We start from the raw sequence: 19698 nt of genomic DNA on the forward strand, positions 1-19698 counted from the left end.
CTTAGACACCTGACATCGCGTCAGTCAGTGGCCGTGCGCCGTGACCTGCTCCACCAGGCTCTCGACCACGCTCGTCCCGCTGCCCGGCCGCGACTCCCACTCCCAGGTCTCCTCCAGGCGCACCCGCCCGTCCGGCAGGTCGCGGACCGTCGACACGCAGTGCCCGGACGCCGTGGTGCCGTCGGTCCCGAGCTGTACGTAGCGGAAGTCGAGCCGGTCGCCGTCCCGGGTGCCCACCAGGTGGCCGCGCACGACGTCGCCACCGGCGTACTCGGCCCAGACCGCGCCGTCCTGCTCGTGGTACGCGAACCGGGTGCGGGTGCCCACCTGACCGGCGGCCTGGTCGGCCACGGGGGCGAGGACGAGTCCGTCGAGCGAACGGGCCACGGCGGGATGCTCCCTTACAGACGCGCGGAACCAAGAGCTAGGGTGGCCACCGTAGAGCACTCGCGGGAGCCCGGACGCACCGGGCTGAGAGGGAGGCTGGCGGCCTCCGACCGTACGAACCTGATCCGGGTCATGCCGGCGAAGGGAGGGGCTGGACGCCCATGTCGTCCACAGGTACCTCGGGTACGTCAGACGTCCTCGTGATCGGGGGCGGGATCATCGGTCTGGTCACGGCCTGGCGGGCCGCGCAGCGCGGACTGGCCACCACCGTGGTCGACCCCGAGCCGGGCGGCGGGGCCGCCCGGGTGGCGGCGGGGATGCTGGCCGCCGTCACCGAACTGCACTACGGCGAGCAGACCCTGCTCGCCCTGAACCTCGCGTCGGCCCGCCGCTATCCGGAGTTCACGACCGAGCTGACCGACGCCACCGGCGAGGATCTCGGTTACCGCCGGTGCGGCACCCTGGCCGTCGCCCTCGACGCCGACGACCGGGCCCACCTGCGAGAACTGCACGCCTTCCAGGAGCAGTGCGGACTGCGGTCGGAGTGGCTCTCGGGGCGCGACTGCCGGCGCCTCGAGCCGATGCTCGCACCGGGCGTGCGGGGCGGGCTCCGGGTGGACGGCGATCACCAGGTCGACCCGCGGCGCCTCGCGCGTGCGCTGGTGACCGCCTGTGAGCGGGCGGGGGTGGTCCTCCGCCGACAGCGGGCGGAGCGGATCACGCTCGCCGGGGACCGGGCCACCGGGGTCGTCACGGCCGACGGCACCCGGCTCGCGGCCGGGCAGACCGTCCTGGCCGCGGGCAGCCTCTGCGGGCGGCTGGCGGGGATCCCGGACGACGTCCTGCCGCCGGTGCGGCCGGTGAAGGGGCAGGTGGTCCGGCTGACCATGCCGGGGGACCGGCCTCCGCTGCTGCACCGGAACGTGCGCGCGGTGGTCCGCGGCAACCACGTCTACCTGGTCCCCCGGGAGAACGGCGAGCTGGTGATCGGCGCGACCAGCGAGGAGACGGGCTGGGACACGACCGTCACCGCGGGCGGTGTGTACGAGCTGCTGCGCGACGCCCACGAACTGGTTCCGGGCGTCACGGAACTGGCCCTGGCGGAGACCGGCGCGGGGCTGCGGCCCGGCTCCCCGGACAACGCGCCGATGCTCGGCCCGAGCACCCTGGACGGCCTGCTGCTGGCCACCGGGCACTACCGCAACGGCGTGCTGCTCACGCCCCTCACCGGTGACGCCATGGCGCACGTGCTGACCACGGGCGACCTCCCTCAGGAGGTCCGCCCCTTCACCCCGCGGCGCTTCGCCGCCGTCCCCGCCCTCACGGAGCCGTCCGCATGAACACCCCGGTCACGAAGCCCCCGGTCACCGTCTCGGTCAACGGGGAGCCGCGCCAGGTGGCTCCCGGCACCGCGCTGGACACGCTGGTGGGCACGCTCACCGAGGCGCCGTCCGGTGTCGCCGCCGCCCTCAACGAAACCGTCGTTCCGCGCGCACAGTGGCCGTCGACCCTGCTGGCCCAGGGCGACCGCGTCGAAGTCCTCACCGCCGTCCAAGGAGGCTGACCCATGGCCGACGATCCCTTCGTCCTCGGCGGTACGTCGTTCACGTCCCGTCTGATCATGGGCACGGGCGGGGCACCCAGCCTCGACGTGCTGGAGCGGTCGCTGGTGGCGTCCGGGACCGAGCTGACCACGGTCGCCATGCGGCGCGTGGACCCCACCGTGCACGGTTCGGTGCTGTCGGTGCTGGAGCGGCTGGGCATCCGGGTGCTGCCGAACACGGCGGGCTGCTACACCGCCGGGGAGGCCGTGCTCACCGCCCGCCTCGCGCGCGAGGCCCTCGGCACCGACCTGGTCAAACTGGAGGTCATCGCCGACGAGCGGACACTGCTGCCGGATCCGATCGAGTTGCTGGAGGCCGCGGAGACGCTGGTCGACGACGGGTTCACGGTGCTGCCGTACACCAACGACGACCCGGTTCTGGCGCGGAAGCTGGAGGATGCCGGGTGTGCCGCGGTCATGCCGCTGGGCTCGCCGATCGGGTCCGGGCTCGGGATCCGCAACCCGCACAACTTCCAGCTGATCGTGGAGCACGCGCGCGTGCCGGTGATCCTGGACGCGGGCGCCGGGACGGCGTCGGACGCGGCGCTGGCGATGGAGCTGGGCTGCGCGGGCGTGATGCTCGCCTCCGCGGTCACCCGGGCCCAGGAGCCGGTGCTGATGGCCGAGGCGATGCGGCACGCGGTGGAGGCGGGGCGGCTGGCCCGGCTGGCGGGCCGGATCCCGCGGCGGCATTTCGCGGCGGCCTCCTCGCCGGAGGAGGGGCTCGCGGCGCTGGATCCCGAGCGCCCCGCGTTCTGACCGGCGCCCCTCCCGCGGGGCTCCTGCGTGGAGTGCGTCACAGGTCCGCTGCAGTACCGGCACCGATCGTCGGCGAGGCGGCGGGGTGTCGGTGTCGGCTCGTACACTCACCTGCGTGGACACGACCCTTCAGGACCCTCTGGTCGGGCAGGTGCTCGACGGCCGGTACCGCATCGACGCGCGGATCGCGGTCGGCGGGATGGCCACGGTCTACCGGGCCGTGGACACCCGTCTGGACCGGGTGCTCGCGCTCAAGGTGATGCATCCGGCGCTCGCGGCCGACGCCTCCTTCGTCGAGCGGTTCATCCGTGAGGCGAAGTCGGTGGCCCGGCTCGCCCACCCCAATGTCGTCCAGGTCTTCGACCAGGGCACCGACGGGGCGTACGTCTATCTGGCGATGGAGTACGTCTCCGGCTGCACCCTGCGCGACGTGCTGCGCGAGCGCGGCGCGCTGCAGCCCAGGGCCGCGCTGGACATCCTGGAGCCGGTGCTGGCAGCCCTGGGCGCCGCGCACCGCGCGGGGTTCGTGCACCGGGACATGAAGCCGGAGAACGTCCTCATCGGGGACGACGGCCGGGTCAAGGTCGCCGACTTCGGTCTGGTCCGCGCCGTGGACACGGTCACCAGCACCACAGGTGCCGTTCTGGGCACCGTCTCGTACCTGGCCCCCGAGCAGATCGAGCACGGCACCGCGGACCCGCGCGTCGACGTCTACGCATGCGGCGTGGTCCTGTACGAGATGCTGACCGGCGGCAAGCCGCACGGCGGCGACTCCCCCGCCCAGGTGCTCTACCGGCATCTGCACGAGGACGTGCCGCCGCCGTCGGCCGCCGTGCCGGGGACGGCGTACGAGCTGGACGAGCTGGTCGCCTCGGCGACCGCCCGCACCGCCGGGATCCGCCCGCACGACGCGGTGGCCATGCTCGCGCGGGTCCGTGAGGCCCGCGCGCGGCTCACCGCGGAGCAGCTGGACGCGGTGCCGCCGCAGGCGCTGACGGAGGAGCACGACAACGCCCGGGACCGCACCAGCGTGATCCCGCGCGCGCTGGGCCTGCCCCGGCCGCTGCCGGTCGACGACGAAGAGCCGGGCGGCGGGCACGGCGACGACGGGATCAGCCGCACCAGCCGCTTCCGGACCCCGCCGCCGCTGCCGCCCCGCCGGAGGGGCATCCGGCGCGGCCCGATGGCGGTCGTGGTCGCCGTGCTGCTGGTGTTCGGCGTCGGCGCGGGCGTCTGGTACATCAACTCGGGCCAGTTCACCAAGGTCCCGCCGCTGCTGGGGAAGACCGAGGCCGAGGCCCGGGACCGGCTGGCCGGCGCGGGGCTGAAGGTCGGCGGCGTGGAGCAGGCCCACAGCGACACGGTGCAGCGCGGCGACGTGATGCGCACCGACCCGGCCGTGGGCACCCGGATCCGCAGCAGCGGCTCGGTGTCGCTCACCGTCTCCGCGGGCCCGGAGACGGTGAAGCTGGCCGACCTGGGGGGCTACAAGCTGGACCGGGCCAGATCCGTCCTGAAGGAGGACGGGCTGGAGCCGGGCATGGTCACCCGGGCGTTCAGCGAGGACGTCCCCAAGGGCTTCGTGATCTCCACCGACCCGAGGGCGGGTACCGAGGTGCGCGGGGGCACGGCGATCGCGCTCACCGTCAGCAAGGGCCGGCCGATCGACGTGCCCGATGTCACCGGCGACGACCTCGACGACGCCAGGGCCGAGCTGACCGAGGCCGGCCTGAAGGTGGAGGTCGCTCCCGAGCGGGTCAACTCCGAGCACGACGCGGGCCGGGTGGCCCGGCAGACCCCGGACAGCGGCGGCCGGGCCGCCGAGGGCGACACCGTGACGCTGACGGTGTCCAAGGGCCCGCAGCTGATCGAGGTCCCGGACGTGGTCGGCGACAGCGTCGACGACGCCCGGCGGAAGCTGGAGGACGCCGGGTTCCGGGTCGAGGAGGACCGCGGGCTGCTCGGGCTGTTCGGCGACACCGTCAGGAAGCAGTCCGTGCCGGGCGGCGACACCGCGCCCGAGGGCTCGACGATCACCCTCACGATCCGCTGACCGGACGGGGCCGTTCGCATGACACCCTGAACGGGTGAAGACCGAGCAGCCCGGCCCCGTCCGCAACCCCGTCGGCGCCCATGTCCCCGTCGCCGGCGGCCTGCATTCCGTGGGGCTGTCCTACGCCCGTGAGCTGAAGGCGGAGGCCGTGCAGGTCTTCGTCGCCAACCCGCGCGGCTGGGCCACTCCGGCGGGCAGTCCGAGGCAGGACGAGGCGTTCCGCGCGGCCTGCGCCGCCGAGTCCCTCCCGGCGTACGTCCACGCCCCGTACCTGATCAACTTCGGCTCGCACACCGAGGCGACCGTGGAGCGCTCGGTGGAGTCGCTGCGGCACTCGCTGCGGCGGGCCCGGGCGATCGGTGCGCTCGGTGTGGTGGTGCACACCGGCAGCGCCACCGGCGGCCGGGAGCGTGCGGTGGCGCTGCGGCAGGTCCGGGAGCACATGCTGCCGCTGCTGGACGAGCTGACTCACGACGACGACCCGTATCTGCTGCTGGAGTCCACCGCCGGGCAGGGCTCCTCCCTCTGCTCGCGCACCTGGGACTTCGGGCCGTACTTCGAGGCGCTGGACGCCCATCCGATGCTCGGCGTCTGCCTGGACACCTGCCATGTCTTCGCCGCCGGGCACGACCTGACCGGCCCCGTCGGCATGCATCAGACGCTGGACCTGCTGGTGGACACCGTCGGCCCCGGCCGCCTGAAGCTGATCCACGCCAACGACTCCGAGGACGTGGCCGGGGCGCACAAGGACCGGCACGCGAACATCGGTGCCGGCCACATCGGCGAGGACCCGTTCCGGGAGCTGATGACGCACCCGGCGACCGCGGGCGTACCGCTGGTCATCGAGACGCCGGGCGGCAAGGAGGGGCACGCGGGGGACGTGGAGCGGCTGAAGAAGCTCCGCGAGGGCTGACGACGCCGGCCGACGAACCGGCGGGCGGCAGCGCGGCTCAGAGCTCGGGGCCGTCCCCGGGCTCCTCCTGGTACGAGTAGCGCTGCTCCCGCCAGGGGTCGCCGATGTTGTGGTAGCCGCGCTCCTCCCAGAAGCCGCGGCGGTCGGCCGTCATGTACTCGACGCCGCGGACCCACTTGGGGCCCTTCCACGCGTACAGGTGCGGCACGATCAGCCGGAGCGGGAAGCCGTGCTCGGCGGTGAGCAGCTCGCCGTCCTTGTGGGTGGCGAACAGGGTGCGCGCGGCGGCGAAGTCGGACAGCCGGAGGTTGGAGCTGAACCCGTACTCGGCCCACACCATCACATGGGTGACGGCGGGCTCGGGCGGGGCGAGGTCGAGGACGGTGGTGGCGGGGATCCCGCCCCACTCGGAACCGAGCATGCTGAACTTGGTGACGCAGTGCAGGTCGGCCACGACGGTGGCGTACGGCAGGGCCGTGAACTCCTCGTGGGTCCAGCTGTGCTTCTCGCCGTCGGCGGTGGCGCCGAAGACCCGGAACTCCCAGCGCTCCGGCCGGAACTTGGGCACCGGCCCGTAGTGCGTCACCGGCCAGCCGCGCTGCAGCCGCTGCCCCGGCGGGAGCTCGGGCTGTACCGCTCCTCCTGCACCGCCTTCTCCCGCTCCGCGTCCCACCGGCTGACCCATGCCCCCATCCTGACAGACCAGGGGCGATGCTCCCGAACGCGCCCGCACAGGCTCGGACATTCAGTGGCAACTCCGACTAAGCATGTACTTACTTACTAAGTCAACACTTACTGGACGATCTTCATTGCCGGTGCAATCATGCGGCGCAAGCTGCCAGTTCCCCGTGCGGAAGGACCCCATGCCATGCAGGGCGACCCCGAGGTCATCGAGTTCCTCAACGAACAGCTCACCGGTGAGCTGACCGCGATCAACCAGTACTTCCTGCACGCGAAGATGCAGGAGAACTTCGGCTGGACGAAGCTCGCGAAGTACACGCGGCACGAGTCGTTCGACGAGATGAAGCACGCCGAGGTGCTCACCGACCGGATCCTGTTCCTGGACGGGCTGCCCAACTACCAGCGGCTGTTCCACGTCCGCGTGGGGCAGACCGTGAAGGAGATGTTCGAGGCGGACCGGCAGATCGAGGTGGAGGCGATCGACCGGCTCAAGCGCGGTATCAAGGTGATGCGCGAGAAGGGCGACATCACGTCCGCCAACATCTTCGAGTCGATCCTGGAGGACGAGGAGCACCACATCGACTACCTCGACACCCAGCTTGACCTGATCGAGAAGCTCGGCGAGGCGCTCTACATCGCCCAGGTGATCGAACAGCCGGACAGCTAGACCGCCCGGCCGGGCCGCCCGCTAGGCCGCCTCGTCCAGCCCGGTGAGAACCGGCCGGCCCTGGTCGGCGAGCTCGCGGCGGGGGCAGGCACTCCGGCCGAGGAGCGCCTGGATCCGGCGTACGCACGAGCCGCAGTCCGTGCCGGCCTTGCAGGCGGAGGCGATCTGGCGGGGCGTGCAGGCGCCGTTCTCCGCGTGTTGCTTGACCTGCTGCTCGGTGATGCCGAAGCAACTGCAGACGTACACGCGGTTCACCTCCTGCCGGGATCGATCAGTGGCGCCGTCCCGACTACTCGGTGAGGCTAACCTAACCTTACCCACGGCACGGGGGGCGCAAAAGAGGAGGGGGCGCGGATCGAGTGTGACCCGCGCCCCATTTCCCGCCCGGCAAGGGCGTGACCTCACTGGTCCCGGTACATCTCCGCCACCAGGAACGCCAGGTCGAGCGACTGGCTGCGGTTGAGCCGCGGGTCGCAGGCCGTCTCGTAGCGCTGGTGCAGGTCGTCGACGAAGATCTCGTCGCCGCCGCCCACGCACTCGGTGACGTCGTCGCCGGTCAGCTCCACATGGATGCCGCCCGGGTGGGTGCCGAGCGCCTTGTGGACCTCGAAGAAGCCCTTGACCTCGTCCAGCACGTCGTCGAAGCGGCGCGTCTTGTGCCCGGAGGCGGCCTCGAAGGTGTTGCCGTGCATCGGGTCGGTCACCCAGGCCACGGTGGCACCGGAGGCGGTGACCTTCTCCACCAGCTCGGGGAGCCGGTCGCGGATCTTGTCGGCGCCCATCCGGACGATGAAGGTCAGCCGGCCCGGCTCGCGCTCCGGGTCCAGGCGCTCGATGTACTGCAGCGCCTCCTCGGCCGACGTCGTCGGGCCCAGCTTGATCCCGATCGGGTTGCGGATCTTCGAGGCGAACTCGATGTGCGCGTGGTCCAGCTGCCGGGTGCGCTCACCGATCCACACCATGTGCCCGGAGACGTCGTACAGCATCCCGGTGCGCGAGTCGACCCGGGTCAGCGCCGACTCGTAGTCGAGCAGCAGTGCCTCGTGCGAGGCGTAGAACTCGACCGTCTTGAACTCCTCCGGGTCGGCCCCGCAGGCGTGCATGAAGTTCAGCGCGTTGTCGATCTCCCGCGCGAGCTGCTCGTAGCGCTGGCCGGACGGGGAGGACTTCACGAAGTCCTGGTTCCAGGCGTGCACCTGACGCAGGTCGGCGTAGCCGCCGGTGGTGAAGGCGCGCACCAGGTTCAGCGTGGAGGCCGAGGCGTGGTACATGCGCTTGAGCCGCTCCGGGTCCGGGACCCGGGCCTCCTCGGTGAACTCGAAGCCGTTGACGGAGTCGCCCCGGTAGGTCGGCAGGGTCACCCCGTCGCGGGTCTCGGTCGGCTTGGAGCGCGGCTTGGAGTACTGGCCGGCGATCCGGCCCACCTTCACCACGGGCACCGACGCCGCGTAGGTGAGCACCGCACCCATCTGGAGCAGCGTCTTGAGCTTGTTGCGGATGTGGTCGGCGGACACCGCGTCGAAGGCCTCGGCGCAGTCGCCGCCCTGGAGGAGGAACGCCTCTCCCCTGGCGACGGCCGCCATCCGGGCGCGCAGCTGGTCGCACTCGCCCGCGAAGACGAGCGGCGGATACGACTCGAGGTCCGCGATCACTGCGCGCAGAGCCTCGGCGTCGGGGTACTCGGGCTGCTGCGCCGCGGGCAGGTTTCGCCAGGTGTTGCCAGCACTCGCGCTGGTCTTAGCGTTCACGGTCACGCTCTCAACACTACGGGGTCGGATGCCCCGTCCATCCCACCGCTCACGAAGTGAGACGAAGACCGCCTCTCCCGTCCTCTTCCGCCCGCCCCCCGCGGCGATGCGCTAGGGTCGGCGGCATGTTCGCGCACTCGACCAGGAACTGGTGGTGGACCGCTTCTCCGGCGGCCCACTGATCGCGCGTACACAGGACTCCGCGAAGGCCGCCCGAGGGGCGGCCTTCGGTGTGTGTGCATCCGGGCCGGTCCCTCTCCCACCGACGAGAAGGACGCAGATCCCGTGACATCGACACCGCTCGACGGCCTCCTGGCCGCCTCCGGCCCGTTCGCCCTGCTGCGCCGCCGCGCCCCGGGCCACGACCACGACGTGGTGGAGCTGCTGCTCGGCCCGGTGACGGAGCACGACCGCCTCGCCGACCTGCCCGACGAGTGTCTGGCGCTGGTTCCCTTCCGGCAGATCCGGGAGCGGGGCTTCGACGTCCGCGACGACGGCACCCCGCTGCTGGCGCTGACCTGCGAGGAGCGGTACGAGCTTCCGCTCGCCGAGGTGCTCGAGCGGCTGCCCGGCCACGACGTCCGGGTCGAGGGCGGCGGGTTCGACGTCGGCGACGAGGAGTACGCCGGGATCGTCGGGCAGGTGCTGCGCGAGGAGATCGGACGGGGCGAGGGCGCCAACTTCGTGATCCGGCGGACGTACGAGGGGGAGATCCCCGGGTTCGGCCGGGCCGACGCGCTGGCGCTGTTCCGGCGGCTGCTGGAGGGCGAGCGGGGGGCGTACTGGACGTTCGTCGTGCACACCGGGGACCAGGGGGGCCAGGAGGGGCCCCGGGAGTCCTCCCCGGACGGGCGCGGGCGGGAGACGGGCGGGCGCACGCTGGTGGGGGCCAGCCCCGAGGTGCATGTGCGGATGTCCGGCGGGACGGTGGTGATGAACCCGATCAGCGGGACCTACCGCTATCCGGCCGAGGGCCCGAGCCCCGAGCACCTGCTGCGGTTCCTCGCCGACGGCAAGGAGATCGAGGAGCTGTCGATGGTCGTCGACGAGGAGCTCAAGATGATGTGCACCGTCGGCGACATGGGCGGGGTGGTCGTCGGGCCCCGGCTGAAGGAGATGGCGCACCTGGCGCACACCGAGTACGAGCTGCGCGGACGGTCCTCGCTGGACGTGCGGGAGGTGCTGAAGGAGACGATGTTCGCGGCGACGGTGACCGGCTCGCCGGTGCAGAACGCCTGCCGGGTGATCGAGCGCCACGAGCCCGCCGGGCGGGACGGCTCCGCGCGCGGCTACTACGCGGGGGCGCTGGCGCTGATCGGGCGCGACGCCGGCGGGATGCAGACCCTCGACTCCCCCATCCTCATCCGCACCGCCGACGTCACCGCGGGCGGGCGGCTGCGGGTGCCGGTCGGTGCCACCCTGGTGCGCGGCTCGGACCCGGCCGGTGAGGTCGCCGAGACGCATGCGAAGGCGGCGGGGGTGCTGGCCGCGCTGGGCGTCCGTGCGGCCCGGCCGCGCGAGGAGGCGGCCCGGCCCCGGCTGGCCGACGATCCGCGGGTGCGGGCAGCGCTGGACGGGCGCCGGGCCTCGCTGGCGCCGTTCTGGCTGCGGATGCAGCAGCGGTCGGCCGTGCTGGAGGGGCATGCCCTGGTCGTCGACGGGGAGGACACCTTCACCGCGATGCTCGCGCATGTGCTGCGGGCCGGCGGCCTCGACGTCACCGTCCGGCCGTACGGCGAGCCGGGGCTGCGCGAGGCGGTGCTCGCACACACCGGACCGGTGGTGCTGGGGCCCGGTCCCGGCGACCCGGCGGATGCGGCCGACCCGAAGATGCGGCTGCTGCGCGGGCTGACCGCCGAGGTGCTGGGACAGCGGCGGCACGGTGTCCTCGGCGTCTGTCTCGGGCACGAGCTGATCGCGGCGGAGCTGGGACTGGACATCGTGCGCAAGGAGGTGCCGTACCAGGGGGCACAGGTGGAGATCGACCTGTTCGGGCGGCGGGAGACCGTCGGCTTCTACAACAGTTTCGTGGCCCGCTGCGACGAGGACGCCGCCGGGGAGCTGGCCGCGCACGGCATCGAGGTGAGCCGCGCCGGGAACGGCGAGGTGCATGCGCTGCGCGGGCCCGGCTTCGCCTCGGTGCAGTTCCACCCCGAGTCGGTGCTGAGCCTGAACGGCGCCGCCGTGGTGCGGGAGCTGATCGGTCAGCTCCGTGGCACCAGCACGTTCTCCGAGCGGCGGCCGGCCCGGTAGTCGGCGACGTTGCGTGCCGTGGTGCCGACGATCTGCCGGACGGCGTCCTCGGTGTAGTACGCCTGGTGCGAGGTGACCAGGACGTTGGGGAAGGTGACGAGGCGGGCCAGGGTGTCGTCCGCGACGGGTTCCAGGGACTTGTCCAGGAAGAACAGGCCCGCCTCCGCCTCGTACACGTCCAGGCCGACACCGGTGAAGCGGCCCTCGCGCACCTCCGTGACCAGGGCGGCGGTGTCGATCAGGCCGCCCCGGCTGGAGTTGACCAGGATCGCGTCGTCCTGCATCGCTCGCAGGGCGGCCGCGTCGATGAGGTGCCGGGTCTCGGGCATCAGCGGGACGTGCAGGCTGACCAGGTCGGACTCGGCGAGCAGCTCCTCCTTGGGTACGTACCTCATGCCCAGCTCCATGCAGGCCGGGTTCTCGGCGATGTCCCAGCCCAGCAGGCGCATGCCGAAGCCGTGGGCGATCCGCGCGAAGGCCTCGCCGATCCTGCCGGTGCCGAGGACGCCGGCGGTGCGGCCGTGCATGTCGCGGCCCATCAGCCCGTCCAGCCGGAAGTCGAAGTCACGGGTCCGGGTGGAGGCGCGCACGATCCGCCGGTTCACGGCCATGGCGAGTGTCCAGGCGAACTCGGCGACGGAGTGGGGCGAGTAGTACGAGACACGGGCGATGGTGATGCCGAGCCGCTCGGCCGTCGTCAGGTCGATGTTGTTGAAGCCGGTGGAGCGCTGGGCGACCATCCGGGTGCCGCCGGCCGCGAGGATCTCCAGGACGCCCGCGCCGAGGTCGGCGTTGACGGACGTGGAGACGATCTCGTGGCCGGCGGCGATGGGGGCGGTGTCCGAGGTGAGGAAGACGTCCAGGCAGCGGACCGGGGGCAGGTCCCGGAAGGCCTGCTCGATCAGCGGCTTCTCGTCGGCCTGCACGCCGAACGCCAGGATCTCCACGGGGCCCTCCCGGGGTTGTGCCGGTTCATCGCGCCATGTCCGCTCCGGCGAATATACGGCGGCCGACCGCGCGGCGGCCCGCCGACCGCGATCGGCCGGCCGCGATCGACCGGTGTGCCGTGATCAGCCGAAGAACACCCCGACCTCGTCGTACAGCTCCGGGTCGACGGTCTTCAGCCGGGCGGTGGCCTCGGCGATGGGCACCCGGACGATGTCCGTGCCGCGCAGCGCGACCATGGTGCCGAAGTCGGCGTCGCGGACGCAGTCGATGGCGTGCAGCCCGAACCGGGTGGCCAGCCAGCGGTCGAAGGCGCTGGGCGTGCCGCCCCGCTGGACGTGGCCGAGGACGGTGGTGCGGGCCTCGTTGCCGGTGCGCTTCTCGATCTCCTTGGCGAGCCACTCGCCCACCCCGGACAGCCGCACATGCCCGAAGGAGTCCAGCGACCGGTCCTTGAGCACCATGTCGCCGTCCTCCGGCATCGCCCCCTCGGCGACGACCACGATCGGGGCGTACGAGGCACGGAACCGGGAGGTCACCCAGTCGCACACCCGGTCGACGTCGAAGCGCTGCTCGGGGATGAGGATGGCGTTGGCGCCGCCGGCCAGGCCGGAGTGGAGTGCGATCCAGCCGGCGTGCCGGCCCATGACCTCCACGACGAGGACGCGCATGTGCGACTCGGCGGTGGTGTGCAGCCGGTCGATCGCCTCCGTGGCGATGGAGACCGCCGTGTCGAAGCCGAAGGTGTAGTCGGTGGCCGACAGGTCGTTGTCGATGGTCTTGGGTACGCCGACACAGGGCACACCGTGCTCGTCGGCGAGCCGCCCGGCGACGCCCAGGGTGTCCTCGCCGCCGATGGTGATCAGCGCCGTGACGTCCAGTTCGGCGAGGGTCTGCCGGATGCGCGGGATGCCGTTGCCGGTCTTGAGCGGGTTGGTGCGCGAGGAGCCGAGGATGGTGCCGCCGCGCGGCAGGATGCCGCGGACGGCGGGGATGTCGAGGCGGACGGTGTCGCCCTCCAGCGGACCGCGCCAGCCGTCCCGGAAGCCGACGAAGTCATAGCCGTACTCCTGGACGCCCTTGCGGACGATGGCCCGGATGACGGCGTTGAGCCCGGGGCAGTCGCCGCCTCCGGTCAGTACTCCGACCCGCATGGAATTGTCCCTTCGCCGCGGTTGCCGTGTCCTGACCCCCGACGCTACGGGTGACGCAGGTCACTTCGGCAGGGGGCGGAGGGTCAATTCCGGTGCGGGGGCGGGCGGTCGGGCCGTGCCGCGTCGGGGCGCCCCGCGCGGCCCCCGTCGGGTCCGCCGCGCGGCAGCAGAGGGCGCTACCCCTCGTCGAGTCCGCGCTCGATGGCGTACCGCACCAGCTCCACGCGGTTGTGCAACTGGAGCTTGCCCAGGGTGTTCTGGACGTGGTTCTGCACCGTGCGGTGGGAGATGACGAGACGAGAGGCGATCTGCTTGTAGCTCAGGCCCTTGGCGACCAGGCGCAGCACCTCCGTCTCGCGGTCGGTCAGCCGGGGCGCGTCCGGCCGGCCGGTGTCCTGGGCGGGGGCCGGCTCGGAGGCGAGGCGGCGGTACTCACCGAGCACCAGACCGGCCAGGCCCGGGGTGAACACCGGGTCACCGGCGGCCGTGCGGCGCACCGCGTCCTGGAGTTCCCCGGTCGAGGCCGACTTCAGCAGATAGCCGGTGGCACCCGACTTCACGGCCTCCAGGACGTCGGCGTGCTCCCCGCTCGCCGAGAGCACCAGGACCCGCACGGCTCCGTCGGCGCCGACGACCTCCTTGCAGACCTGGACCCCGGGCTTGCCGGGCAGGTTGAGGTCGAGCACCAGGACGTCCGGGGCGGTGGCCCGGGCCCGGCGCACGGCCTGGTCGCCGTCGCCGGCGGTGGCGACCACCTCGAAGCCGGACTCGGCCAGGTCCCGCGCGACCGCGTCGCGCCACATCGGGTGGTCGTCGACCACCATCACCCGGATCGGTTCCCGCGGTTCACTCATCTGCTGCCGCCCTCCCCGGTGCGGTACGGGTGTTCTTCGGTGCCCTCAGCTCCACCTCGGTGCCCTGGCCCGGCACCGAGACCAGCTCGGCCGTGCCGCCGAGCTCGCGCAGCCGGCCCCGGATCGACAGGGCCACGCCGAGCCTGCCCTCGCCCTCGGCCTCGGCGAGCCGCCCCTCGGGGATGCCGGGTCCGTCGTCGCGGACGGTGACGATCACCTCGTCCGGCTCGTCCTCGACCAGGATCCACGCGCGCGCGTGCGCACCCGCGTGCTTGCGGACGTTGTCCAGGGCCGCCCCGACGGCCGCGGCCAGCTCCCGGGCCTCGGCGGGCGGCAACGGGACGGGCGCGCCGGGCTCGGCGAGGTTCACGCGGGCGCCGGCGTAGGGGGCGAGCAGTGTCCGCAGATCGACCGGACCACCGGCCGCGCCCTCCGTCTCCGGTTCCTCCACCGCTCGTACGACCGCTCCCTCGGCGGCGTCCTCCGACACCCGGGAGACGGGCACCATGCCGCCGGAGACCAGGGTGCGCAGGGCCACCTCCTGCTCACCGGCGAGCCGGCCCAGCTCGGCCGCCTCGCCGCCGAGGACGGCGCCGCGCCGCTGCACCATCGCCAGCACCTGGAGCACGCTGTCGTGGATGTCCCGGGCGAGCCGCTCCCGCTCCCGGGTCGCCGCCTCGATCTCCAGGGCACGGGCGAGGGTGCGCTCGGAGGCTCGGGCGACCTCGACGACGTAGCCGATGGCGATGGAGGCGACCCAGACCAGGATCACGTTGTGCACGGTGTCCCGGGCGGGGGTGCCGCGCTCCACCAGGTTGGCGGCGGCGACGAGGCTGGAGGCGAGCGCCGCCCAGCGCCAGCCGCCCTTGATCGCGAAGGCCAGCACGGAGCCGGCGGTCCATATCGACGGCATGGTCGGACCGCCCTCCGCGACCCGCTGGTGGGCGTCGGCGACGGGGGTGAGCAGGATGCCGGTGAGCGCGACGGTGAGGTCGGCGGCGAGGAAGCGCTTGGTGCAGGCGGCGGCGTTCGCGACCCTGGGGAGGGTGGCCAGGGTCCAGACGGCCAGGAGGGCGAAGTAGCCGATCGCGAGCCAGGGGCGGGCGAACTCGTCGTGGGCGGTGACGAACAGGCCGATGGCGTAGACCATGGTGAGCACGCGGTACGCCGTGAGCGCGCGCCACAGCGGCTGCTCGACGGACATCCTCATGACTCGCTCGCGTCTGGCCATCTCCCCCACCCCGGCCGGCGGTGTCGCCCCGGTCGGTCCGCCCCCGTCTGCTACTTCTCGGCCTGTTCCTTCTCCGAGCGGGCGAGCGCGGCCCTGGCCGCCCTGCCCGCCTCCTTCTCGGCCTTCGCCGCCTCCGCGAGCTGCCGCTTCATGGCGGTCGCGTACATGTCGACGTACTCCTGGCCGGAGAGCTTCATGATCTCGTACATGACCTCGTCGGTCACCGCGCGGAGCACGAACCGGTCGTGCTCCATGCCCTGGTAGCGGCGGAAGTCCAGGGGCTCGCCGATACGGATGCCCGGCCGCATCAGCTTCGGGACGACCTTGCCGGGCGGCTGGATCTTCTCGGTGTCGATCATGGCGACCGGGATGACCGGCGCCCCGGTGGCGAGCGCCACGCGCGCGAGGCCGCCGGGCTTGCCACGGTAGAGCCGCCCGTCCGGCGAGCGGGTGCCCTCGGGGTAGATCCCGAACAGCTCACCGCGCTCCAGGACCTCCATACCGCTCCTGATCGCGGCCTCGCCGGCGCCGCGCACGCCGGAGCGGTCCACCGGGAGCTGCCCGACGCCCTTGAAGAACGCGGCGGTGAGCCGGCCCTTCACCCCGGGTGTGTTGAAGTACTCGGCCTTGGCGATGAAGGTCACCTTGCGGTCGAGGACGGCCGGCAGGAAGAACGAGTCGGAGAACGACAGGTGGTTGCTGGCCAGGATCGCCGGGCCCGCGGCGGGGATGTGCTCCAGCCCCTCCACCCAGGGGCGGAAGGCGAGCTTCAACGAGCCCCCGACGGTGACCTTCATCGCGCCGTACAACAACCGAGTGCCTCCTGTGTCTGTCGAACCCGACCTTATCCCGGCCCGACGGCAAAGGCGCCTGCGACCCTGGTCGGTGTCAGTACGGTCGCGTACGGTGAAGTGTCTGCAGTCCCGACGGGCCATCCCTTTCACGAACAGGAGACCGAAACGTGCCGGTCCTCCCCGGAGCCGAGCCGTTCCGCCATGAGGGCGGGGAGGCGGGCGTCCTCCTCTGCCACGGCTTCACCGGTTCCCCCCAGTCACTGCGCCCCTGGGCGGAGCACCTCGCCGAGCGCGGTCTGACCGTGTCCCTGCCGCTGCTGCCCGGCCACGGCACCCGCTGGGAGGACATGCAGCTCACCGGCTGGCAGGACTGGTACGCGGAGGTGGACCGCGAGCTGCGTCTGCTGCGCGAGCGCTGCGCGCGCGTGTTCGTGGCCGGCATGTCCATGGGCGGCGCGCTCGCCCTGCGGCTGGCGGCCCGGCACGGGGACGCGGTCCGCGGCGTGGTGGTCGTCAACCCGGCCAACCGGATGCACGGAGTGGCGCAGCACGCGCTGCCGGTGGTCCGCCACTTCGTGCGGACGACGCGCGGCATCGCCAGCGACATCGCCAAGCCGGCCACCGCGGAGCTGGGGTACGACAAGGTGCCCCTGCACGCGGCGCACAGCCTGCGGTCCTTCTTCCGGCTGGTCGACGGCGAGCTGCCGCAGGTCACCCAGCCGCTGCTGCTGCTGCGCAGCCCGCAGGACCACGTGGTGCCGCCGGCCGACTCCGCCCGTGTCCTGAGCCGGGTCTCCTCCACCGACGTCACCGAGATCCTGCTGGAACAGAGCTACCACGTGGCGACGTTGGACTACGACGCGGACCGGATCTTCGCGGAGAGCACCGCGTTCATCTCCCGGCTCGCGCCCGGTCTCGTCAAGGAGGAGCCGGAGCCCGGTCTCGGCAAGGAAGGGACGACCGCAGGTGGCTGAGCACGACGCCGACCGCGAGGACCGTGAGGAGCGGGAGGAGCGGGAGGAGCGGGAGCGGGTGGCCGGCGAGCGCCCGCAGGACAGTACGGGACGTACCGACACCCCGGCCGCCCCGGCCTCCGCGGACCGGGACCGTGACGGGCACGAGGGCCGGGATCCCGGCGGAGCCGGGGAGCAGACCGTGCCGGTCGACGAGGACGCCGCCTGGGCGGCGATCATCGCCGGGTACGGGGAGGAGCCGCCGGACCCGCCGGGCGCGAAGCCCTTCAAGTCGGTCGAGGACCTGGCCCTGCTGGAGGCCGCGCCGGGCGACGACGGGCCCGAGCCCGAAGAGGGCCGGCCCGCGGCCGCCCCGGCCCGGCCGCTCGGCAGCTCCGTCGCATTCGCCCCCGGCGTCGGCCCCGGTCCGCGGGACTACAGCCCGCCCGAGCCCGCCGACGACGACCTGGGCGAGGACGACGAGGGCCACTTCGTGCCGCCGGAGCCGCCGCCGCTTCCCGAGGCGGACGTGACCGCCAAGTTCGCCTGGCTCGCGGTCATCGGCGGTCCCGTTCTGCTGCTGCTCGCGGTGCTGCTCGGCTGGCACATGACCTGGTGGCTGACGACGCTGAGCATCGGCGGCTTCCTCGGCGGCTTCGCCACGCTGGTGATGCGGCTGCGGACGGACGACGAGGACGACGACGATCCCGGCCGGGGCGCCGTCGTCTGACCCGGGCGGCGGGCAGCGCCCCGTCCCGGGTGCCGGGCACCATGCCTCAGATCCGGGCCCCGGGTGCCCGAGGCCCGGATTCCGGGCTACGCGGGCACTTTGAGGGCGGCCAGGACCGGAAGGTGGTCCGTGGCGGCCCTCAGGTCGTCCTCGGTCACCCCCGGCAGCCCCAGCGGCACCCCGCAGCCCAGCACCTCGATGCCCTGGGTGGCGAGGACGGCGTCGATGCGCTGGTGCGGGTCGGCGGCGGTGGAGGTGTGCTCGCCGCCCCAGGGCGCGGTGGCCCGGCAGTCCTGGAGGTTCTCGGCGAGCCGCCGGAAGGTGCGGCCCTCGGGACGTTCGTTCAGGTCGCCGCCCGCGACCGCATGGTCCACGCCCATGCCGGCGAGCCGGTCCAGGAGCATGCCGCCCTGCTCGTACCGCTCGTCCTTCTGCAGCGACAGATGGCAGCTGACCACGCCGAGCCGGGCCCCGCCGAAGCGGACCACGGCGGTGGCGAAGCCGCGCCGGTGCAGCCCCGGGGTGAGCGGGAGCAGCACGTCCTCGGTGCGCTCCACGGTGGTCCGCAGCGAGCAGAGCAGCGCGGGTCCGGCGGCGGTGCCGCCGCCGGAGAGGGTCACCAGGTCGGCGGCGCGGGCCAGCCGGGCCAGCTTCTTGCGCCAGCGGAAGAAGCGGGGGGCTTCCTGCACCAGGACGAGATCCGGGGTGCAGGACCGGATGACGCGGGCGAGGGCGGCGGTGTCGTCGCGCATCGAGCGGATGTTGTAGCTGAGGATGCGGACGACGGCGGAACCGTCGCGTTCTGTGCGGGAGTTGGGGAGCGGCGACAGGGGCGTTGCCATGCGGCCAATCTACGCCGCGGCCGGGGGGCGGCGCGCCCGGCAGCCCGGGACGCGAGGGCTGTGCGCGGCCGTCGGTGATCCGTGGTCGGTCGCACCCACGCGGCGGAGCCGCATGTACACAGCCCCGCGCCCCTTGCGGACGTGCGGGCCCCGTGCCGAAGGACGGCCCGCTACATGATCGGGTCCGGCTCCCGGGCCAGGTCGGCCGCGCCGACCAGGCCGGCCTTGTTGCCGAGCTGGGCGGCGAGGACCTCGGCGACCGGGCGCCAGTTGCCGCCGACCAGCCAGCGCTTGTAGGACTTGCGGATGGGGCCGAGGACCAGCTCGCCCTCGTCGGAGAGGCCGCCGCCGACGATGAACGCCGACGGGTCGAAGAGCGAGGCCAGATCGGCGAGACCGGCGCCGACCCAGCGGGCCAGCTCACGGTAGGAGTCGACGGCGACCGGGCAGCCCTGCCGGGCGGCCACGGAGATGTGCTTTCCCTCGATGCCGTCGGGGGTGCCGTCGCCGAGGCGGAGCAGGATCTCGGCCTGCTCGGGGGTGGCGTTGGCGCGCTGCTTGGCGTACCGCACGAGGGCCCGGCCGGAGGCGTACTGCTCCCAGCAGCCCTGGGAGCCGCAGCCGCACAGCAGGCCGTCCGGCACCATGCGGATGTGGCCGAACTCGGCGGCCACGCCGAAGTGACCGCGGCGCAGCTTGTTGCCGATGACGATGCCGCCGCCGAGGCCGGTGCCGAGGGTGATGCAGATGACGTTGCGGTGGCCCTTGCCGGCACCGAACCGGTACTCGCCCCAGGCGGCGGCGTTGGCGTCGTTCTCCACGACGACCGGGAGGCCGACGCGGGCCTCGACCTTCTCCTCGAGCGGCTCGTTGCGCCAGTCGATGTTGGGGGCGAAGTAGACCGTGGAGCGCTGGCGGTTGACGTAGCCGGCGGCACCGATGCCCACGCCGACGATCTCGTGTCCGGCGCGTGCGCCCTCCACCGCCGAGGCGATGGCGTCCACGATGCCCGCAGGCGTGCCCGGGGTCGGCACCTTGTGGGTCGAGAGGATGTTGCCGTCCTCGTCTACCACGCCGGCCGCGATCTTCGTGCCGCCGATGTCGACGCCGATGGTGAGTCCCATGAATCCC

Annotated in this window: 21 protein-coding genes and 1 riboswitch; of the genes, 10 read left to right on the forward strand and 11 right to left on the reverse strand. The window is 72.9% G+C overall.

The annotated features are described in order from the left end of the window. Window positions 1-24: 24 nt before the first annotated feature. On the reverse strand, window positions 25-387 hold the full coding sequence (locus V5O46_RS00880; protein ID WP_332882395.1) for a hypothetical protein: 363 nt from the start codon (window positions 385-387) through the stop codon (window positions 25-27). A 52-nt stretch (window positions 388-439) separates the two neighbouring features. Beyond that, a riboswitch (TPP riboswitch) is annotated at window positions 440-551 on the forward strand. Here V5O46_RS00880 and thiO point away from each other — a divergent pair. The 5 genes from thiO (at window position 549) to V5O46_RS00905 (ending at window position 5715) form a co-directional block, all read left to right on the forward strand. Beyond that, window positions 549-1727: a glycine oxidase ThiO gene (gene thiO, locus V5O46_RS00885; RefSeq protein WP_332882396.1), complete on the forward strand. Its 1179-nt coding sequence runs from the start codon at window positions 549-551 to the stop codon at window positions 1725-1727. It overlaps the preceding riboswitch by 3 nt. Continuing rightward, window positions 1724-1951, forward strand: a complete 228-nt coding sequence (gene thiS, locus V5O46_RS00890; protein ID WP_332882397.1) for a sulfur carrier protein ThiS — start codon at window positions 1724-1726, stop codon at window positions 1949-1951. Before thiO ends, thiS begins: the two co-directional genes overlap by 4 nt. 3 nt (window positions 1952-1954) lie before the next feature. After that, window positions 1955-2749, forward strand: a complete 795-nt coding sequence (locus tag V5O46_RS00895) for a thiazole synthase (RefSeq protein ID WP_332882398.1) — start codon at window positions 1955-1957, stop codon at window positions 2747-2749. Between the two features lie 115 nt (window positions 2750-2864). Beyond that, a complete protein-coding gene (pknB, locus tag V5O46_RS00900) occupies window positions 2865-4802 on the forward strand; it encodes a Stk1 family PASTA domain-containing Ser/Thr kinase (protein WP_332882399.1) in 1938 nt (645 codons plus the stop codon). Window positions 4803-4836: 34 nt separating this feature from the next. Continuing rightward, window positions 4837-5715 carry a deoxyribonuclease IV gene (locus V5O46_RS00905; RefSeq protein ID WP_332882400.1) on the forward strand — a complete coding sequence of 293 codons (879 nt, stop codon included), beginning with the start codon at window positions 4837-4839 and terminating at the stop codon, window positions 5713-5715. A 37-nt stretch (window positions 5716-5752) separates the two neighbouring features. Here V5O46_RS00905 and V5O46_RS00910 read toward each other — a convergent pair whose 3' ends face one another. Further along, complete coding sequence (locus V5O46_RS00910) at window positions 5753-6400, reverse strand: sulfite oxidase-like oxidoreductase (protein WP_332882401.1); 648 nt, start codon at window positions 6398-6400, stop codon at window positions 5753-5755. A gap of 183 nt (window positions 6401-6583) precedes the next feature. Here V5O46_RS00910 and bfr point away from each other — a divergent pair, with 183 nt between their 5' ends. After that, a complete protein-coding gene (gene bfr, locus V5O46_RS00915; protein WP_332882402.1) occupies window positions 6584-7063 on the forward strand; it encodes a bacterioferritin in 480 nt (159 codons plus the stop codon). 21 nt (window positions 7064-7084) lie between these two features. Here bfr and V5O46_RS00920 read toward each other — a convergent pair whose 3' ends face one another. After that, window positions 7085-7318, reverse strand: coding sequence for a (2Fe-2S)-binding protein (locus V5O46_RS00920; protein WP_332882403.1), 234 nt, complete (start codon window positions 7316-7318; stop codon window positions 7085-7087). 146 nt (window positions 7319-7464) lie between these two features. Beyond that, window positions 7465-8817, reverse strand: coding sequence for a class II 3-deoxy-7-phosphoheptulonate synthase (locus tag V5O46_RS00925; RefSeq protein ID WP_332882404.1), 1353 nt, complete (start codon window positions 8815-8817; stop codon window positions 7465-7467). A 119-nt stretch (window positions 8818-8936) separates the two neighbouring features. On the opposite strand from V5O46_RS00925, the gene V5O46_RS31790 reads away from it, so the two are divergent. Both V5O46_RS31790 and V5O46_RS00930 read left to right on the forward strand, forming a co-directional pair. Continuing rightward, window positions 8937-8993: a trp operon leader peptide gene (locus V5O46_RS31790; protein ID WP_362754581.1), complete on the forward strand. Its 57-nt coding sequence runs from the start codon at window positions 8937-8939 to the stop codon at window positions 8991-8993. A 103-nt stretch (window positions 8994-9096) separates the two neighbouring features. Then, window positions 9097-11064, forward strand: coding sequence for an anthranilate synthase family protein (locus V5O46_RS00930; protein ID WP_332882405.1), 1968 nt, complete (start codon window positions 9097-9099; stop codon window positions 11062-11064). Here the strand turns inward: V5O46_RS00930 and V5O46_RS00935 are convergent. From V5O46_RS00935 to V5O46_RS00955, 5 genes are all read right to left on the reverse strand, one after another. After that, the gene (locus V5O46_RS00935) at window positions 11016-12011 is read right to left on the reverse strand and encodes a 2-hydroxyacid dehydrogenase (RefSeq protein WP_332882406.1); all 996 of its coding nucleotides are present in this window, start codon (window positions 12009-12011) and stop codon (window positions 11016-11018) included. The genes V5O46_RS00930 and V5O46_RS00935 overlap by 49 nt on opposite strands. 123 nt (window positions 12012-12134) lie before the next feature. After that, window positions 12135-13163, reverse strand: coding sequence for a 6-phosphofructokinase (locus V5O46_RS00940; RefSeq protein ID WP_332882407.1), 1029 nt, complete (start codon window positions 13161-13163; stop codon window positions 12135-12137). Window positions 13164-13339: 176 nt separating this feature from the next. Next, on the reverse strand, window positions 13340-14017 hold the full coding sequence (locus tag V5O46_RS00945) for a response regulator transcription factor (protein WP_332882408.1): 678 nt from the start codon (window positions 14015-14017) through the stop codon (window positions 13340-13342). Continuing rightward, window positions 14010-15248 (reverse strand): MacS family sensor histidine kinase, encoded by a 1239-nt coding sequence (gene macS / locus V5O46_RS00950; protein WP_332882409.1) that lies wholly within the window; start codon window positions 15246-15248, stop codon window positions 14010-14012. The genes V5O46_RS00945 and macS overlap by 8 nt, the downstream gene beginning before the upstream one ends. 50 nt (window positions 15249-15298) lie before the next feature. Further along, window positions 15299-16045, reverse strand: coding sequence for a lysophospholipid acyltransferase family protein (locus tag V5O46_RS00955; protein ID WP_332882739.1), 747 nt, complete (start codon window positions 16043-16045; stop codon window positions 15299-15301). 164 nt (window positions 16046-16209) lie between these two features. Between V5O46_RS00955 and V5O46_RS00960 the strand changes: the two genes are divergently transcribed. Together V5O46_RS00960 and V5O46_RS00965 are read left to right on the forward strand one after the other, a co-directional pair. Continuing rightward, window positions 16210-17016, forward strand: coding sequence for an alpha/beta hydrolase (locus V5O46_RS00960; protein WP_332882410.1), 807 nt, complete (start codon window positions 16210-16212; stop codon window positions 17014-17016). Further along, window positions 17009-17725: a hypothetical protein gene (locus V5O46_RS00965; RefSeq protein WP_332882411.1), complete on the forward strand. Its 717-nt coding sequence runs from the start codon at window positions 17009-17011 to the stop codon at window positions 17723-17725. Before V5O46_RS00960 ends, V5O46_RS00965 begins: the two co-directional genes overlap by 8 nt. An 86-nt stretch (window positions 17726-17811) precedes the next feature. Here V5O46_RS00965 and V5O46_RS00970 read toward each other — a convergent pair whose 3' ends face one another. Next, window positions 17812-18567, reverse strand: a complete 756-nt coding sequence (locus tag V5O46_RS00970; protein ID WP_332882412.1) for an endonuclease/exonuclease/phosphatase family protein — start codon at window positions 18565-18567, stop codon at window positions 17812-17814. Between the two features lie 170 nt (window positions 18568-18737). After that, entirely contained in the window at window positions 18738-19691 is a 954-nt protein-coding gene (locus tag V5O46_RS00975; protein WP_332882413.1) for an ROK family glucokinase, read from the reverse strand. Window positions 19692-19698 lie beyond the last annotated feature (7 nt).

The sequence above is a fragment of the Streptomyces poriticola genome (assembly GCF_036689765.1).
Classification (GTDB): Bacteria; Actinomycetota; Actinomycetes; order Streptomycetales; family Streptomycetaceae; genus Streptomyces; species Streptomyces poriticola.

Excerpts from the sequence above, each read along its gene's own strand:
- thiO (WP_332882396.1), top strand. The coding sequence starts at position 549 with ATGTCGTCCACAGGTACCTCGGGTACGTCAGACGTCCTCGTGATCGGG.
- thiS (WP_332882397.1), top strand. The coding sequence starts at position 1,724 with ATGAACACCCCGGTCACGAAGCCCCCGGTCACCGTCTCGGTCAACGGG.
- V5O46_RS00895 (WP_332882398.1), top strand. The coding sequence starts at position 1,955 with ATGGCCGACGATCCCTTCGTCCTCGGCGGTACGTCGTTCACGTCCCGT.
- V5O46_RS00910 (WP_332882401.1), bottom strand. The coding sequence starts at position 6,400 with ATGGGTCAGCCGGTGGGACGCGGAGCGGGAGAAGGCGGTGCAGGAGGA.
- bfr (WP_332882402.1), top strand. The coding sequence starts at position 6,584 with ATGCAGGGCGACCCCGAGGTCATCGAGTTCCTCAACGAACAGCTCACC.
- V5O46_RS00940 (WP_332882407.1), bottom strand. The coding sequence starts at position 13,163 with ATGCGGGTCGGAGTACTGACCGGAGGCGGCGACTGCCCCGGGCTCAAC.
- V5O46_RS00945 (WP_332882408.1), bottom strand. The coding sequence starts at position 14,017 with ATGAGTGAACCGCGGGAACCGATCCGGGTGATGGTGGTCGACGACCAC.
- macS (WP_332882409.1), bottom strand. The coding sequence starts at position 15,248 with ATGGCCAGACGCGAGCGAGTCATGAGGATGTCCGTCGAGCAGCCGCTG.
- V5O46_RS00955 (WP_332882739.1), bottom strand. The coding sequence starts at position 16,045 with ATGAAGGTCACCGTCGGGGGCTCGTTGAAGCTCGCCTTCCGCCCCTGG.
- V5O46_RS00970 (WP_332882412.1), bottom strand. The coding sequence starts at position 18,567 with ATGGCAACGCCCCTGTCGCCGCTCCCCAACTCCCGCACAGAACGCGAC.
- V5O46_RS00975 (WP_332882413.1), bottom strand. The coding sequence starts at position 19,691 with ATGGGACTCACCATCGGCGTCGACATCGGCGGCACGAAGATCGCGGCC.